Annotated in this window: 21 protein-coding genes and 1 pseudogene; 3 read left to right on the plus strand and 19 right to left on the minus strand. The window is 57.2% G+C overall.

Annotated elements, in window-relative coordinates:
* Positions 1-20: 20 nt before the first annotated feature.
* The 13 genes from K2184_RS25985 to K2184_RS26045 all read right to left on the minus strand — a co-directional run bounded on the left by K2184_RS25985 (position 21) and on the right by K2184_RS26045 (position 9,109).
* Positions 21-2,021, minus strand: a complete 2,001-nt coding sequence (locus K2184_RS25985) for a ParB/RepB/Spo0J family partition protein (protein ID WP_039698513.1) — start codon at positions 2,019-2,021, stop codon at positions 21-23.
* A 70-nt stretch (positions 2,022-2,091) separates the two neighbouring features.
* Positions 2,092-2,340 carry a DUF905 domain-containing protein gene (locus tag K2184_RS25990; protein WP_020804458.1) on the minus strand — a complete coding sequence of 83 codons (249 nt, stop codon included), beginning with the start codon at positions 2,338-2,340 and terminating at the stop codon, positions 2,092-2,094.
* 49 nt (positions 2,341-2,389) lie between these two features.
* Positions 2,390-2,947: a single-stranded DNA-binding protein gene (gene ssb, locus K2184_RS25995; protein WP_039698514.1), complete on the minus strand. Its 558-nt coding sequence runs from the start codon at positions 2,945-2,947 to the stop codon at positions 2,390-2,392.
* 853 nt (positions 2,948-3,800) lie between these two features.
* Entirely contained in the window at positions 3,801-4,121 is a 321-nt protein-coding gene (locus K2184_RS26000; RefSeq protein ID WP_064174028.1) for a hypothetical protein, read from the minus strand.
* A 24-nt stretch (positions 4,122-4,145) separates the two neighbouring features.
* Positions 4,146-4,409: a DNA polymerase III subunit theta gene (locus K2184_RS26005; protein WP_039698518.1), complete on the minus strand. Its 264-nt coding sequence runs from the start codon at positions 4,407-4,409 to the stop codon at positions 4,146-4,148.
* Positions 4,410-4,609: 200 nt separating this feature from the next.
* Entirely contained in the window at positions 4,610-4,801 is a 192-nt protein-coding gene (locus K2184_RS26010; protein ID WP_020803881.1) for a hypothetical protein, read from the minus strand.
* 40 nt (positions 4,802-4,841) lie between these two features.
* Positions 4,842-5,348 (minus strand): antirestriction protein ArdA, encoded by a 507-nt coding sequence (locus K2184_RS26015; protein WP_020803879.1) that lies wholly within the window; start codon positions 5,346-5,348, stop codon positions 4,842-4,844.
* Positions 5,349-5,392: 44 nt separating this feature from the next.
* Positions 5,393-5,821 (minus strand): antirestriction protein, encoded by a 429-nt coding sequence (locus tag K2184_RS26020; RefSeq protein ID WP_064181679.1) that lies wholly within the window; start codon positions 5,819-5,821, stop codon positions 5,393-5,395.
* A gap of 431 nt (positions 5,822-6,252) precedes the next feature.
* Complete coding sequence (locus K2184_RS26025; protein ID WP_020804421.1) at positions 6,253-7,017, minus strand: hypothetical protein; 765 nt, start codon at positions 7,015-7,017, stop codon at positions 6,253-6,255.
* Between the two features lie 46 nt (positions 7,018-7,063).
* Positions 7,064-7,474, minus strand: coding sequence for a DUF1380 family protein (locus tag K2184_RS26030; RefSeq protein WP_020804419.1), 411 nt, complete (start codon positions 7,472-7,474; stop codon positions 7,064-7,066).
* A gap of 45 nt (positions 7,475-7,519) precedes the next feature.
* Positions 7,520-7,741 (minus strand): hypothetical protein, encoded by a 222-nt coding sequence (locus K2184_RS26035; RefSeq protein WP_020804418.1) that lies wholly within the window; start codon positions 7,739-7,741, stop codon positions 7,520-7,522.
* The gene (locus K2184_RS26040) at positions 7,741-8,442 is read right to left on the minus strand and encodes a DNA methylase (RefSeq protein WP_373639617.1); all 702 of its coding nucleotides are present in this window, start codon (positions 8,440-8,442) and stop codon (positions 7,741-7,743) included. Before K2184_RS26040 ends, K2184_RS26035 begins: the two co-directional genes overlap by 1 nt.
* Before the next feature lie 436 nt (positions 8,443-8,878).
* Positions 8,879-9,109, minus strand: a complete 231-nt coding sequence (locus K2184_RS26045; protein WP_020804878.1) for a hypothetical protein — start codon at positions 9,107-9,109, stop codon at positions 8,879-8,881.
* A 207-nt stretch (positions 9,110-9,316) separates the two neighbouring features.
* Here K2184_RS26045 and umuD point away from each other — a divergent pair, with 207 nt between their 5' ends.
* Complete coding sequence (gene umuD / locus K2184_RS26050; protein WP_020804879.1) at positions 9,317-9,742, plus strand: translesion error-prone DNA polymerase V autoproteolytic subunit; 426 nt, start codon at positions 9,317-9,319, stop codon at positions 9,740-9,742.
* The gene (locus tag K2184_RS26055) at positions 9,742-11,013 is read left to right on the plus strand and encodes a Y-family DNA polymerase (protein ID WP_020804877.1); all 1,272 of its coding nucleotides are present in this window, start codon (positions 9,742-9,744) and stop codon (positions 11,011-11,013) included. Before umuD ends, K2184_RS26055 begins: the two co-directional genes overlap by 1 nt.
* 218 nt (positions 11,014-11,231) lie before the next feature.
* On the opposite strand, the gene K2184_RS26060 is transcribed toward K2184_RS26055, so the two are convergent.
* The 5 genes and pseudogenes from K2184_RS26060 to chrA all read right to left on the minus strand — a co-directional run bounded on the left by K2184_RS26060 (position 11,232) and on the right by chrA (position 14,866).
* A complete protein-coding gene (locus K2184_RS26060) occupies positions 11,232-11,555 on the minus strand; it encodes a hypothetical protein (RefSeq protein ID WP_032426086.1) in 324 nt (107 codons plus the stop codon).
* A gap of 95 nt (positions 11,556-11,650) precedes the next feature.
* Positions 11,651-12,292: a ParA family protein gene (locus tag K2184_RS26065; RefSeq protein WP_020804882.1), complete on the minus strand. Its 642-nt coding sequence runs from the start codon at positions 12,290-12,292 to the stop codon at positions 11,651-11,653.
* 224 nt (positions 12,293-12,516) lie between these two features.
* A pseudogene (locus tag K2184_RS26070) lies at positions 12,517-12,803 on the minus strand (phage integrase family protein); the annotation flags it as partial.
* 541 nt (positions 12,804-13,344) lie between these two features.
* Positions 13,345-13,650: a PadR family transcriptional regulator gene (locus tag K2184_RS26075; RefSeq protein WP_040110298.1), complete on the minus strand. Its 306-nt coding sequence runs from the start codon at positions 13,648-13,650 to the stop codon at positions 13,345-13,347.
* A 10-nt stretch (positions 13,651-13,660) separates the two neighbouring features.
* Positions 13,661-14,866: a chromate efflux transporter gene (gene chrA / locus K2184_RS26080; RefSeq protein WP_040110297.1), complete on the minus strand. Its 1,206-nt coding sequence runs from the start codon at positions 14,864-14,866 to the stop codon at positions 13,661-13,663.
* Positions 14,867-14,947: 81 nt separating this feature from the next.
* Here chrA and K2184_RS26085 point away from each other — a divergent pair, with 81 nt between their 5' ends.
* A complete protein-coding gene (locus K2184_RS26085) occupies positions 14,948-15,730 on the plus strand; it encodes a sulfite exporter TauE/SafE family protein (RefSeq protein WP_040110296.1) in 783 nt (260 codons plus the stop codon).
* Positions 15,731-15,760: 30 nt separating this feature from the next.
* On the opposite strand, the gene K2184_RS26090 is transcribed toward K2184_RS26085, so the two are convergent.
* On the minus strand, positions 15,761-16,375 hold the full coding sequence (locus K2184_RS26090; RefSeq protein WP_040110295.1) for a recombinase family protein: 615 nt from the start codon (positions 16,373-16,375) through the stop codon (positions 15,761-15,763).
* Positions 16,376-16,394 lie beyond the last annotated feature (19 nt).

Raw genomic sequence — 16,394 nt, forward strand, 5'->3', positions numbered from 1 at the left:
GCAGGGCGGCGTCTCCGTTATCAGGCAGCGTGTGAGGTGGGTTCGTCAGTGTCAGGCGTGGAGGCTGCTTCTTCCGGCGTTGCAGCATCCGGGGACTGCATCCATCCCGGCACCCATCGGGTCCCGGAGAGCCACTGTTCGGCGTGACTGGCGGCATCGCCTTTCTTCATTTTTTCAGCATCCGAGGCGGCCCCGGTCAGTCCGGCGTCGTTCAGCGCCGCCACAATCTGATTTTTGCTGAGTAACCCGAGGAAGTTATCCGCCGTTGGCTGCCACCAGTCGCGCAGGTGGAACCCGAGTGCCGCCTCGACACCGTCAAGGTCACTGCGGCGGGTATGCCCGTGTTCACGGGTCTGGACGCCGTCCACCGAACAGGCGGTACAGAAAGCCATCAGCGACATCAGGGTCTGTCCGTCGAGGGCAAAAAAGGTGGTGAAATCGTTCTTCCAGCCCTCCGGCAGCAGCGCCTCCAGACGGGCTTTCTCCTGCATCAGAGACTGCCATGCCTGACCGTTTTCTCCGGTCGGGGCTTCGCTGGTGAGGCTGCTGTGGTGAACCCCGAGATTCATCACAAACGGGTGCCGGGTGGTGATACAGTAGTGGAACACGCAGCTGCACAGCCGCCAGACCATCAGGGCCACGGCTTTCTGTGGCTGCCGCACCAGTTCCGCCTGTACCGCCAGCGTTCTCTCGGAGGACATTTTTTTCAGAAGCGGCACACTGATACCCTCTGCCACATCCGGGGTACTGCTGGCGACCACATGCAGGGAGGCCTGAGCGCCCGTAATTTCCTGCCCGTCAGCGACCGCCGCCTGCACCTTCTTCTGCACACCGCGCTGGATACGAAGCTCACCATCACACAGGCTGACCACCACGCCACTGGCCGCTTTCTGCTCCGGTGTCCATGCCCGGATCGATGCCGCCTCTTCAGTCTCGTCAATCAGCACCTGAATGGCGGCTTCATCCTCATACGTCGCCGTGGCTTCCTGCGTGGCGTACAGTTCATCGAGACGCTGCTGCTCGTCAGCGCTGAGTTCGCCCTCCGGCTCCGGCAGGACCAGATAATGTTCCCGGTCGTCACCGTAGTTCCGCACCGCCCCTTCCCGTGCCAGTGACCATGACCAGCCCTCCTGCATTTCAACAGCCAGCGCGGCGGACTCCAGCTTCTCCTGCACCAGACGCCCGACCAGCACCCCGTCTGCCGTTCCGTCGCCCTCCTGCGCGCTGAACAGGTCCTCACGCACTTTGCCACCTGCGGCCTCATACGCTTCGCGCCCGACAAACATAAAGCGGGCGTCGCGAACCGATATTTCGGTGTCCGTGATGGCGCGTTTCAGCAGATGGGCCGGAGCGTTGCTGTATGAAGCCTTCACCTGCTCATACACCTGTATCTGACGCGCCGGGTCACTTTCCAGACTGAGCGCCTGACACTGCTCCACATCGAGCGTGTTCTCTGCCAGCAGGGCGATAAGCTCCGGGGCAAGGCTGGCGAGCTTCAGCATGCGCTGGACGTGGCGCGAACTGTAGCCCAGCTGGTCCCCGATTTGTGCCGGAGTTTTGCCCTGCTCAGACAACGTGCGGAATCCGGTGATTTGCTCTGCCGGGTGCATTGCCACCCGGTTGTTGTTCTCGACCATCGAGGCCACCACCGCCAGTTCGTCGCTGATGCGCTTCACGATGACAAGATGTCCGGCATCGATGCGCTGCTCGCGCTGTAAAAGCTGCAGGGCAGCAAGGCGACGACCGCCCGCCGCGACGCCCGACAGTCCGTCCGGCAGAGTATGAACCACCAGATTCTGAATGAGGCCGACCGCGAGAATGGAGTCAGCCATTTCCCGCACGCTCTCCGGCGGATACGGGATAGTACGGACGTTCAGCGGGGATTTGACCAGTGCTGACAGCGGCACCATCTCAATCTGTGCGGCCTCAAGCGCGGCTTTCAGGGCGGCGGATTCGGCAGGTTTCACCGCTTTTTTGCTGGTTTTCGCGGGGGTTTTTGTTTTAGACTCGGTCACTGACATAATTGATTTCTCTCCGATATTAGTTAATGTCTGCCGGGCAGACCCAACCCTGCCCGGCACCTCTTACGGCTTATTGCGTTTTACGTACTCCGTAGTCCCGGATATAACGGTTCATCAGGAACTCACCGCCCGGTTCAAAATTCCAGACACGCCAGACCATGCTGCCGTCATCCTGATGACGGACGACAAGGCGAAAATGGGTTCCCTGATCATCCTCAATCGCCACATTCTGATACTGCGCCGCGACCACCTGCGCCTGACTACGGGTGAAGGTGCCATCCGGCAGGGATTCAAGGGGGGACAAAACGTTGTGGTCCATGTGTTTCTCCTTTTCTGCCCCGCCTGAGCGGGGCGTTGTTCATCACGGTTTAAAAGGGCACATCGTCATCGGTCAGCGGGTAATCGTCCGGGAAAGTCTGGGGAGGAAGCTGAGACGGGGTGGCGCTCTGACGGCCTTTTTTACCGCCCTTCGCTTTCGGGGATTTAGCCGGGGCCTGAGCAGGTTGAGCCGGGGCAGCAGGATCCTGCGGCTGCGCGGGCTGCTGCGGCACGGCGCTCTCAGGCTCACCAGTTCCACGACGACCGCCGAGCATCTGCATGGTGCCGTTCTGCCCGACCAGCACCTCGGTGACATAGCGCGTGGCGCCGGTATCGTCCTGCCAGCTACGGGTGCGCATCTGGCCCTCGATGTAGACCTGCGCGCCTTTACGCAGGTATTCGCCAGCCACTTCCGCGAGCTTGCCGAACATGACAACACGGTGCCATTCGGTGTTTTCGCGCAGTTCCCCGCTCTGCTTATCACGCCATGTTTCGGACGTGGCCAGCGTCAGGTTTGCCACTGCGCCGCCGTTGGGCATATAACGCACGTCCGGGTCCTGTCCCAGATGTCCGACCAGAATGACTTTGTTAACGCCACGTGCTGCCATGATGAATCTCCTTACTCTGTTATTTTGCTTTTAAAAACCCTCACCCGTTGAGTTGCCGGGGCCGCGGTTTTGACTTTTGCGGGGACCTGCTGCTCTGCACCGCTGGTTGTTACCTTCACCCGTTTGAGAGCCGTTCGCCGCAAGGGCGTCAACGAGCACGGCCCGGTGAAGCCGTCCATGCCGGACGTGAAAAGTTTTTGCGGGTTCAGGCAAAAAGTTTTTATGGCCGTGCGACAGCAGTGCATGGACGGCAAGACGGGTTGTGCTTGTCTCAGCCCCGGCGAAAGGACTCAAAGGGGTGAAAAAACCAGGCAAGGAATGAGCAGGAACCCGCCGCAACGACGAAACGCGCGGGCGCGAAACGGCGTTGCGCCTTACAGCCCGGCGGCCGTTTGCCGGGGTGCGAAAAGCGCAGGTGACGGCGCGTAAAAGGGCGGCGCATCCTGACAAGGATGCTGCAAGCCTGCCGTTGACGTCAGACATCAGACACTAGCGATAGCCCGAAACCGCCTGGCGGGTTCGGCGGAGCTTACCGCATCCTTTCGCGGTTAGCGGAGTGTGGCTCGACGACTGAACCGCGCCAGCGGGTCGGGAGCCGAAGGTGTCCGGGGGCAGATTATGTGAAAAGCAAATGAGGATGAGGAAGAGGAAGAGGAAGAGGAAGAGGAAGAGCATCAACATCAACAACAGCAGCAAGAGGCAAAGCCAGAAGCGGAAGCAGATTCAGATTCAGATTCAGATTCAGAGCCAGAGGCAGCGGAAGAGGCAGAGCCGGAGCCGGAGCCGGAGCCGGAGCCAGAGACAGAGACAGAGACAGAGACAGAGACAGAGACAGAGACAGAAAGAATACCGGTCAGGACAGAGACTCTCTCTTCTCTTTTCTGAACTGAACCCCGGCATACCATGCTGAGGCGAGACAGGCGAATGTACTGATGAGTACCCGGTTTTCTTCATCGGGTTCTGCACCATTAAGCATAAAAGCGACGATGACGGCGGCAGCCATTCCCCATGCAATTCCGGACCACAGACGCAGTCTGTCGGCAATTATATTGACAATAATGAAGGCGACAGAGAGGCCGAAAGCCCATAACATCATGACGGGATGGAATGGCATAAATACAAGATTAAACGCGCTGAACAAACACGTGATAGCAAATAAAGCAGACATACGCACCGCAGTCCCTCCCTGGGAACAAAATTAAGGCTTACTCTCACTGCCACCGTCTTCCGGCTTCTGGTATTCGGGCGCATTTGCGCGCGGCAGCTGCTGACTGTTCAGTCGATGTACGCGGAGCCGTTCACGAAAATATTCCCGCAGATGTTCAGGCTGCTCCCGTTCAACGAGTTCCTGCACAACAGGCTTGTTCATGCGTTCCTGCCATGCAACAGCGGCGGCCGCTTTATCGACAGAGACTTTATCCTGCTCGTCTTTTGAGAATGAGGCGATATTCCATTTTGACAAATCTGCACCTGCAACGTTTTCCAGAAAGATACTGTGGATAATACGCCCATTATCTGGCTTCAGCGACTGAGAACGGAGAAGAGAGCGAGCGGCGCCGAAGGAGCGGCGATGTTTTTCTCCGGCAGGCGCAGCCTGCCAGGGTTTTGCGCGCGGGCTGACAGGCGCCCTCCGGCCCGGACGCCTGCCATCACGCTTACTGCTTACTGGCCCTTGCCGCCCTGTAAGATGAAGTGTCCGCCAATGTAGACGGCACACTGACAGGTCATGTAATAGCAGATTTCGTCCATCACCTGCGCGGTGGTCAGTTCCCGCTGCCCGGCATCCCGGCGGCGTGCGTTAATCAGGGCTTTGTACTGGCGCAGGATATCGCGGCTTTGTGGTGCAAGTTTCATTTTTCCCCCTTAACCGGCGGGTTTCCCCGCCGGACATTATTCAGTTTCTGAAGACATAACCGTCATGGAACACATACCCGTCGCTGAATAAATCCCGCGCGTACGCCTCATAATCGAAATAGACGCGCAATGATTCGGGCACCTCGTTTAACAGGCCGTTGTCCTCCACAAAGCCATAAGCAAAATCTTCCTCACTTTCCGCTTCGCCGTAATATGCGTCATCAAAGGCGTCATAGTCGCACTCGCCGGTATATTCCGCCCAGGCCACAAAGGCGGCGGCGCGCCCGTCATCCTGTGCCTGCCGGAAAGCCTCAATAAACGCCCACTTAACAGAGGATTCAGAGGCAAACGGTGAAGGAATACCTTCCCAGTCCTGGAACATCAGTTCGGGATCTTCCTCGCCGGCGTGCAGCGTCCGGCAGGCGTCATAAAACGCGTCTTCGTCGTCAAAATCGGTTAAATCAAACCATTTGCCAAAAATGCTGCCGCAGTTGTACTGGTGATACGTGCCCACGTAGACCGCCGGAGTGGTGATGGATGAATGCATTTTTTCGTCTCCCTTCGGGGCGGCATGGCCGCCCCGGTCGTTAATCAGTCCAGCGCGGCGTAAATGGCGTTGCATTCCGGGTGAAGGGTGATGTGATTCCAGAGCTGGGCATCACGCAGCATGTAAAGGTGAGTCAGGGCCGGGTTGCCGCTGTCATGATTTGCCGCCAGACGACGGTTAACGGCCAGCGATGTCAGAATAATGCCCGCCGCGTCGGCGCTCACAATGCGGTCGAACCCGTTTTCACTGTTGACCAGATGAACCCGGCCACAATCCGGCATCATGTAACCGCCGCCCTCTGGCAGCCGGATAAAGTGCCAGAACTCACTGCTGTATTCAGGCATCCATTGTTTCGCCAGCGCATACACCTGCGATTCTGCGAGCATAAAATCAGCGCCGAACATCCAGGGCATAAAAGACAGGCGGTCACACTCTTCAACATTCAGGACGGGGCGTGTTGTCACATACTGCATGGTAAACCTCCGTAATCACATGGACTGCGACACCGGGCGGTGCCGTGCCTCCATAACAGACGGGCGACCAGTCGGGAATGCAGGGGCGCAAGGGAAGCCGCAGCCTGACGCACACGGCAGACGGGAGTTGGAGGGTGAGGCCGTGAATCCTGAGCGGTCGAACGACCGGAAAATCCCGGCTGACGGGAAGGAAGGACCGGGTGACCGCCGCGTTCACTTTACCCTTGCATTCGCGACAGCCCGGCTAAGATGGAGGCACGGCACCGCCCGCACACGATACAGGGATAACAGAGGCTGGTTTTCATCCCAAAGGCCCGGAGGCCGGGCCGGGTAAACGCGGAGCCGGCACGGTGACATCCTTATCGCACGGGGCGTCCTGCGCCGCCAGGCAGAAAAAGGGGGAGTTTCCCCTCCCCCACAGAAACGGCCTGTCACACCTGAGCGTTAACGCAGCGGGCCTCTCTCACCACGTCCCGCAATACGCGGCGATCAAGCCAGCGGCGAACCGGATCGCCCGGAAAACGCAGCATATCGGTGATAACGCCAGCGGCTTCGATTTCCTCCCGTCGTTCATTAACCACGGTCAACAGGATGGGGCAGAACGACGCCCCGCGCACCAGAACAGCGTCAAGGACGGCATCCAGTACGTCAGTGTCGTTTTCATCGAGCCAGTTTTCATGCTCGTACTCGTCAGCCAGTACGCGCCAGTCACCAAACCGCCTGTCCATCAGTCGCGGCGTGACGGACGGTTTCAGCGCAGCGGCAAGGCGGTGCGCATCCAGCCTGACGATTTCCGCTATCTGCGTGAGGGAGGCTTTCAGGAAAGCCAGCAGATCGTCACATTCTGCCGCCGTCAGCCATTCCTGTGCATAAGGCAGATGAAGTGTCTGGACGTCCGCCAGTTTTTCCGGCGGCATAAAGCCCTTTGCCGGGTACAGATACAGCCGCGCCGGGGTTCCCGCCAGCCGCCGGGCGCTGGCTGTCAGCAACCCGGCCCGGCCATAGGTCAGCGGCTGGCAAAGGTGCGTGACCAGCGCCAGAATGTGCGCGGCATCGAGCGAGCCGGTGGCGACTGACCAGCCGGGCATGGTTCCAGGCGCGATTTGCATCATATCCACGCAAGGCGGCCAGCCCGCATCCTTTAGCATCCGGTCGCCGTGGCGGAGTATCAGCGCGTTGAGTGTGTCGTTTCTCATGTTTTTTCCTTCGGTGAATGCCCCGCCGTTCAGCGGGGCGGACGGGTCAGGCGGCCAGTTCACGTTTCAGCCAGGCGATTTCTGCCTGAGCGTCAGCGACACTCGGGTAGTGATCGACCGTCAGCGACGGCGAATGCTCGTCTTCTCCGTTAATCGCCTGTGCGGCAATGTCCGTGATGCGATACAGCGTATCGACGGGGACGCTCACGCGGGGAATGCCCGGGCGAATCCCGGCGTACATCGCCTGCACGGTGCGGAATGACACGCCTTCTTCGGTGTGCTCCCCCGTTCCCGTGCGGCCGATAAGCTCAAGCAGGGTGTGAGCCTCGGCCTCCGTCATGTTCCCGGCCAGGGCCATCACGTCTTCTTTCGTCCAGACCAGCAGGGCGTAGCGTTCTTCGTTCCCAAACATGCGTTTAAGTTTTTTGTTCAGTTCTTTACGGGTGCCATACAGCATGGTGTTGTCTCCGTGATTCAGTGGGGCGGCTTCGCCGCCCGGGGTTCAGTCTCTGAAAGATTCATCGAGTAACAGGGCGATATTGAATGCCTCGTCCATCAGGACGTTGAGGCGTCGCAGGCTCACGCCAGCCAGCCGTTCCGGCAGTCCGTCGTGCTGGTAGTGGTATTTGTCTTCCAGCACTTTCAGGGTGGTTTTCAGGTCGCAGATGTTGTTGGCCAGCCCGGCCATATCGCGGCGCAGGGCTTCGTGTCCGTTGTAGTTCATTACGCCACCTCCGGGAGCCATTCATCGTTCGCCGCCGGGGTGTTGACGGCCCGGTGCATGGCGTCCAGTCGTTCGGTTCCGGCCCGGTGGTACTGCGCCAGCATTTCGATGCCGATATAGCGGCGTCCGGCACGGTATGCAGCGACGCAGGTCGAACCGCTTCCGGCAAACGGGTCGAGAACAATCGCGCCCGGGGCGCTGAATGACTCAATCAGCGGCTGTAGCGCCTCCACCGGTTTCTGCGTCGGATGCAGGGTATTACCGGTATACGGGAAGGGCAGCACATCCGGCAGCGGTTTAAGGGGCGGCACGGGGCGGCCTTTGGCAAGGACATAAGCCCCTTCATGGCAGTAGTCCACAAATCCGCGTCGGGCCCTGGCGTTACGACGGTTGGAGGCATAGTTTTTGGTGAACACAAGCTGGCCCACGGCATAGAATCCTGCCGCCTTCCACGCGGCCATAAAGCGGTCCACACGGTTCCAGCTGTAGAAGCTCACCATCAGTGCGTCTTTTTTAAGGACGCGGTACATCTCCAGCGTGGCCGGTTGCAGCCATTCGTCCGTCACATCCCCGGCAATCTGTCTGCCCTGACGGTCCTTAAAGCCCACTAAATAGGGCGGGTCGGTCACGATAAGGTCCACGGCACGGTCGGGGAATCCGCGCATCACATCAATACAGTTCCCGAGAATGAATCTGGACATGGCAGCACTCCTGTAGTCAGAGGGGACAGGAGGTATCACCGCGATACCGTTCCCTGCCGCACGCTGCCTGTTCATCGCGTCCGGTCACGGGTCAGGCCGACCGTGGAATATCGCAGCCGCCAGTTTTTTATGGCGGCGAGAATATGCCGCGAAAGCGGCTTGAAGGGCGTTCCTTAAAAGGGCGAGGGACTGGCGTACACTCTCAACGACGACGGGCCTGAGCGGAAAAGCCGCCCGTCCCGTACCCGACCGGACGCGAGACACTGGCAGCGGGTGGCAGGCCTTCAGCGACATCAGGGGAAAGAGGAGTATCGGCATACCTGTCCACAAACGCGGGGTTTAAGATTGTGGATAACCTGAAGGCAGACAGCGGAGAAGCGCGGGAGGACAGGCGTCATCACGCCTGTGCTTTTTTCGTACAATCAGCGGCAAAGCATCAGCGATTCCGGGATTTATCTCCGGCCACAGAGAGGCCGATATAAACGCCCGCGCCCCAGATGACCTGGGAGAGCACGAAAACCCACAGCGGAACGTCGAACACCAGGAGCGGGAGCAGGCATACCGTGACGATACCAATCATGCGGCTGCCGTACTGCCTGCGTACCGGCTCGCTGCTGTCGACGGGGACGCCGGCAAAGCGAAGAACGTTTCTGAAGCCGGGTGACATAAAGACCTCCTAGATAGAAATTCATTGGTTATCTGTATATTACAGGATACCGCTACCGGTGTAGCCCCGACGTACGTTTTTACAGTCAGTCGTTTTTTTTCGTAACCACAGCAATGTTTTAGCCCGGAGCTGCGTAAAGAGGCTTGCAAAAAAATGAAGGCGGCAAAATAATTACTGTATATAAATACAGTTAATGAGACGCTAAAGATGAAGTTTATTGCTGCCTCCCCCGAACCCGGGGTCATGACCCTCCCCCTTTTTACCGAGCGTTGCGCCGCCGGTTTTCCTTCACCGGCGGCAGATTACACGGAAGCGGAGCTGGACCTGAACGAGTACTGCATCCGGCACCGGGCCTCCACCTATTTTGTCCGGGCTATCGGCAACTCGATGACCGATATTGGCCTGAATTCAGGCGACCTGATGGTCGTCGACAAGGCAGAGAAACCGGTGCACGGGGACATTGTCATCGCCGAAATGGAGGGGGAATTTACCGTCAAACGGCTTCTGCTGACGCCCCGTCCTGTACTGCAGCCCATGAACCCGGCCTACCCTGCCCTTCACCCTGACCCGGAGACGCTGCAGATTTTTGGTGTGGTGACCGCGTTTATCCATAAGACGCGCGGAGCGGACTGATGTTTGCCCTGGCCGACGTCAACTCATTCTATGCCAGCTGCGAGAAGGTGTTTCGCCCTGACCTGCGGGGTAAACCGGTTGTCGTGCTGAGCAACAACGACGGCTGCGTTATCGCCCGCTCAAAAGAAGCAAAACTTCTTGGTATCAAAATGGGCGTACCGTGGTTCCGGCTGAAGGACGCACAGTTTCCCGAGAAGCTGCACGTGTTCTCCAGCAACTATGAGCTGTACGCCTCGATGTCCGCCCGGGTGATGACACATCTGGAAGAGCTGGCGCCGCGCGTGGAACAGTATTCCATTGACGAGATGTTCCTTGATATCCGGGGCATCAACAGCTGCATTGACTTTGAAGACTTCGGTCGGCAACTTCGTGTCCATGTTGGTAACGGTACGGGACTCACCATCGGTGTCGGTATGGGCCCCACCAAAACGCTGGCGAAGTCAGCCCAGTGGGCTTCAAAAGAATGGCCACAATTTGGCGGTGTTCTGGCTCTGACCCCGGGCAATCCCCGCCGGACGGAGAAACTGCTCTCACTGCAGCCGGTGGAAGAAATCTGGGGAGTGGGCCGGAGAATTTCGAAGACGCTGGGGACAATGGGTATCACCACTGCGCTGCAGCTGGCGCGCGCGAATCCGACCTTCATCAGGAAAAACTTCAACGTGGTACTGGAGAGAACGGTTCGTGAACTGAACGGAGAGCCGTGCATCTCGCTGGAGGAAGCCCCCCCGCCCAAACAGCAGATTGTCTGCAGCCGTTCTTTCGGAGAACGCGTCACGACTTACGAGGCGATGCGTCAGGCCGTCTGCCAGCATGCAGAACGCGCAGCGGAGAAGCTGCGCGGCGAGCATCAGTACTGCAGGCATATCTCGGCCTTCATTAAAACGTCGCCGTTCGCCATCAACGAGCCCTACTATGGCAATCTGGCAACAGAGAAACTGATGACTCCCACGCGGGACACCCGGGACATTATTACTGCTGCAGTCAGAGCGCTGGACAGGATTTGGGTCTCCGGCCATCGCTATGCCAAAGCCGGCATCATGCTGAACGATTTCTCCCCGACCGGCATCTCTCAGCTGAATCTTTTTGATGACGTACAGCCCAGAGCACACAGTGATGAGCTGATGAAGGTGCTCGACGGCATCAACCATTCCGGCCTGGGGAAAGTATGGTTTGCGGGGCGAGGCATTGCGCCTGAGTGGCAAATGAAGAGGGAAATGCTCTCTCCAGCCTATACAACCCGCTGGTCAGACATCCCCGTAGCTCATATCTAAGTAATCCCTATGAGACACACTAAAAACACCCTAAAGGTATTCAAAAAACATCCATTAGATACACTACGTATACCCGCACCCAGCATTCTTCAATTTCATGCGGGAGGCCAATACTGAGTCTGGCAGGCATTAGAAAAAATATCTGAGTGACACACTTAAGACACCTAAGGGATGCCCACCCCAAAGACACCCGATGGATACCTAACATACATCCATAACTATTTACCGATAGCGCCGTCACGCTCCAGTTTTTCCCTGATAGCCTCAATGATATAAGAACTGAAATCTAGAGAGGTCTTGCTTGAAAATTTTAACTCAGCATGGGCCTCAAAGTACGACAGTGGAATCGCTTTCAGGTTTTTCGCCTTGGTCTTAGGGGGTTCAACTCGAACCTCAGCAGCATGAGCTTCTGAAGGCATATCTCCATTCTGCTCTGTTGCCTCGGCCGTCGAAACAAGCGCCGGTGAAGACGTCTGCAGTCGGGCTGATCCCACTAAACTTTTAAGTTTCTCTGCCTGCTCGTTAAAATTTTTCTTGCTCATAGTCATTTCCATAAGATGTTCGTAAGACATTCACCGAATGCCCATAATATACACAATAAATCCCCATAAGACACCCATGGGATACCCCTAAGACATTAAGCGCTCATGGCTATGATTTGCTGAATTTCATCGACCAGGGCCATAATTTCCTTACCTCCTGAAGTGGTACGCCCATGCAGTGTTTCGGTGACCCCCATTCCATTCTCGATGACTTCTTCAAACTCGGCTCGCGCTGAAATTCGGCTATTCATCAATTTCAGATGCTTGAATGAAGGGAGGATCGCCTCCAGCTTTGGAAAGTTCTTTTTGTTTGGATTTACCTTGCAAAGATAAAGATGAGCAGTGATGTTTGTGCCCATGATGGTACTAATCTCCTCAAGAACCCCATCAAAGTGCATCAAACCAATCCGTTCGGTCAGAGAGTCTTTTGAAGGGACGATAACACAGTCGGCAAACGCAACGGCTGTACGAGTGAGATCGGAGTCAAAGCCACCACAATCTATAAACAGCGTCTTATCGCTATTCTTATATGGCGTCATTATTTCAATTAGCTCATCAACTGTATTGGGTACCTTAACGGAAATCGGCTTACCGTCCGGACGCAGACCAAGGATGATTGAAAGACCCGTATGAGTATCAAGGTCAACAGCATCGGACTCCATTTCACCAATCAAATTAACCGATGTAGTGGTCTTACCTACTCCACCTTTAGGATGAGCATTTGCAATCACAGGCATTAGATATTCCTTTTATCCACGATAGATATTCAAATAACATCCATTAGACACACTAGGGATACCTTAAGGATGTTCAATTAGTGTATTTTTAACTTAAAGGAGAAGATGAAGTCAAGTATAAAAATGTATCTATCGGACGTATTTAAAACATCCAAAGGGTATCCCATAGACACCCCATTTTGAATAAGTGCATTCTCTTGAATAGAGCTAGGGATTTAAACTTTCTTCAGCGTGGGCACCATCATCTGTAGCTGCGAAAGATACAATTGCTCGGACAACGGCACCAGGCGATGCGGCACCGTTCCGGCGCTGCGGGCGGCCTTTTACTAGCGCTGTTTCAGCGTGGCCAGCTGCACAAACGGGTAGAGCTGCTGCAGCAAAAAATCATTGCGGGCGAGGCCAGCACTTCATTGATACGCGCGCCTGTGTTCCTAATACTCGCAAACATCGTTTTACGTTAAAGATTCGGAACGTAGTGGAGCAGGGCACTGATTTCGGGGGCCAGCAGGTACGGTCATAACGCGGAACCCGTCCCCGCCAGGCATGCCATCACGGCCAGGGCGTAGTTATCGCCGACTTCAGCCTGTAGCCGCCCCTGATCTTCGAGCCTGCGGCCGACGTCGGCCAGTCGGGGCTGGGGGGGGGGCCTGAAGCGAATCAAGAGAGGCAGCAAAGGCACAGGACTGCAGTATGCACTGTGCAAAGCCGTCCATTACTTCAGCTAAGTGATTTACCGTTTCAAAATTCACTCGCCGTGCTGTTTTGCCCAGGCCCCTCAGTTAGCTCGTCACTTCGATGAAAAAAGCCACGCTCTCGGCTTTTATTTTGTTACCCAACAGCGCATACCGTGAGTCGGTTCAGATCTTGCATCTGAGCAGGCGAAGGGTTGGACAAGCCCGGCGGGCGCGTCAGCCAATGTCACATTGGGGTATACTTTATATGTACCACCCAAAAAGATACCGGGTAATTTTATTGTGACTACTTAAGTTGTCACTTTCAGAAGGCGACTGCACGGACTATCAGAAGTCAACTGCACTACAACCATAAGCAAATCATTTGCCTTCAATCAGTTCGCCAAACAGCTCCTTGACCTTGGCTTTGGCATCGGTCAGCGCCACGCGGCCTTGCTCGGTGATCTCATACACCCGCCGATCCCGTCGACCGGTGCGCTCATGCCGTGAAGTGAGATAGCCCTTCTTTTCCAATCCGTGCAGCATCGGATACAAGGTGCCTGCGCTGATCTCGTAACCGTGGTGTCGCAATTCCTCGATGATGCCGAGGCCGAAGATGGGTTCTTCGGCTGCGTGATGCAGGATGTGCAAACGGATCAATCCACCGTAAAGGTCTTTGTCGGTCACGCTCGGAACCTCACAGGGTCACGCTCAACAACCAGCCCGCGACACCACTACCAACTACGACTAGCCACGGCGGCAGCTTCCAGAACATCAGGGCAACTAATGCCACAAGGGCCAAGCCGAAGTCTTGCGGTGCATGAATCGCGCTCGTCCATACCGGTTGATAGAGGGCTGCCAGCAGCAGGCCAACCACGGCCGCGTTGATGCCCAACAACGCCGCTTGCGTGCGGGAGTTGCGGCGCAGACGTTCCCAAAACGGCAACGCACCCACGACCAGCAGGAAGGACGGCGCGAAGATCGCAAGCAGGCAGACCAAGCCACCAAACCAGCCGGAGGGTGCCTGGTTCATCGAAGCACCGAGAAACGCCGCAAAGGTGAACAAGGGGCCAGGAACCGCCTGCGCGGCACCGTAGCCTGCCAGAAATGCGTCATTGCTGACCCAGCCGGAAGGCACCACTTCGGCTTGCAACAGCGGGAGCACGACGTGCCCGCCACCAAAGACCAGTGATCCAGCCCGGTAAAAGGCATCCACCATCGACAGCGTCTGGTTCGGGAATGTGGCGGTCAACAACGGCAACCCCATCAGCAGCGCAAAGAACAGCGTCAGCCAGAACAATCCAACGCGACGCCGGATGGCAATTGGCAATGGATCATGCGCTGCCCCCTGCTGAGGTTTGAATAGCAACAGACCTATGACCGCTGCAATGGCGATAACCCCCACCTGCCCCAAGGTGGACGGCACCAAAAGAACAAAGCAGGTTGCCGCCGCCATGATGGTGATGCGCGGTGCGTCTGGACAGAGATTGCGAGCCATTCCCCATACGGCTTGCACGACCACCGCCACGGCGACCACCTTCAATCCATGCAGTACGCCAGACGGCATCGCATCCCCGTAGCTGGCAATGCCCAGCGCAAACAGGATCAGCGCAATCGCTGAAGGCAGCGTGAAACCAGCCCACGCAGCCAACGCCCCGGCATAGCCGGATCGTGACAGCCCAATTGCGATGCCAACCTGACTGCTGGCCGGCCCCGGCAGGAATTGGCAGAGGGCGACCAAATCTGCATAGCTGCGCTCGGTCAACCACTGCCGTCGCGTCACGAACTCATCGCGGAAGTAGCCCAAATGGGCAATCGGGCCGCCGAAAGAGGTCAGGCCCAATCGGAGAAAGACCAGAAAAACAGCCCACGGGCTGCGGTCAGTCTTGGTGGTATCGGTCATGGTCACATCTTGATCTTTGGTTTCGTTGGAGCATAATAATCGAACTTCGATAACGAAACACGATAAATAAAGGCGCGCATCATGGAGTTCGTTCTGATCGGCCTTGTGGCCCTACTGACATCTGGGCTGACCTTGTTTTCAGGCTTCGGTTTGGGAACGATCCTGATGCCGGTGTTCGCCCTGTTCTTCCCATTGCCATTAGCCATCGCGGCGACTGCTGTGGTGCATTTCGCCAACAATCTCTTCAAGTTCGGGCTGATGGCCCGGCAAGCCGATTGGCCTGTCGTGGCGAAGTTCAGCGTGCCTGCTGCTATCACGGCGATTCTTGGTGCGGCATCCCTGACGTTGTTCGACCGACTGCCGGCCTTGTGGCAGTACAGCTTCGCTGACTCGGATTTCGAGATCACACCTGTGAAGGCGGTTATCGGCAGTTTGATCGTGCTGTTTGCACTGCTGGAACTATCCCCGCGTTTTCAAGCACTGGCCTTTCCTCCACGCTGGCTTCCAGTTGGTGGGGCGCTCTCTGGCTTCTTCGGAGGACTCTCAGGCAATCAGGGCGCATTGCGCTCGGCGTTTCTGTTGAAAGCTGGCTTGTCCAAGGATGCATTCGTGGCGACGGGGGTTGTTTCGGCGGTGATCGTCGATGCCGTGCGCCTCGTGGTGTATGGCACCGCCATGCTTGCCGGTCAATTTACTCAGGCTCAGGCATTGGTACTGCCTGTTGCCGTTGGGACAATCTGCGCATTCATCGGCGCTTTTGTGGGAAAGCGCGTCTTGCAGAAGGTCACGCTGCGCACGGTACAGCTCACCGTAGCTATAGCCATGCTAGGCATAGGAACGGGGTTGGCCCTTGGCTTGCTCTAGGGGTTCCCAGCATCCGGCTGGATGTTGGGGTCATGGCTTGCTAAGCAGTTTCTCACCATCTGAGCGCAGTTCACCCTTCGGCGAGATATGCCGGTACAGGGTCTGCCGCGTGATGCCAAGTTCCAGGCAGAGATCGCCAACCTTGGTTTCTGGTTGCCCCATTGCCGCCAATGCCAGCCGCAGCTTGGCGGCGGTCATCTTGAACGGCCGACCGCCCTTCCGGCCACGCGCCCGCGCCGATGCCAAGCCTGCAATCGTGCGCTCGGCGATTAGTTCGCGCTCAAACTCGGCCAGCGCAGCGAAGATGCCAAAGACCAGCTTGCCGGCGGCCGTCGTGGTGTCGATGGCCGCGCCGTGACCGGTCAGCACCTTCAGGCCGATGCCTCGCCCGGTCAGATCGTGCACGGTGTTGATCAGATGCCGAAGATTGCGCCCGAGTCGATCCAGCTTCCACACCACCAACGTGTCGCCTTCGCGCAGTGCTTTCAGGCATGCGGCGAGGCCGGGGCGATCCTCGCGTTTGCCGGACGCCTGATCTTCGTAGAGATGCGCCGGATCGACACCGGCAGCGGTCAGCGCATCACGCTGCAAGTCGGTGGCCTGGGAACCATCCGCTTTCGATACCCGCATATAGCCAATCAGCATCTTGCACCTGTCACTTATA

Source organism: Klebsiella sp. K5-306, from assembly GCF_051835185.1.
Lineage (GTDB): Bacteria > Pseudomonadota > Gammaproteobacteria > Enterobacterales > Enterobacteriaceae > Klebsiella > Klebsiella oxytoca.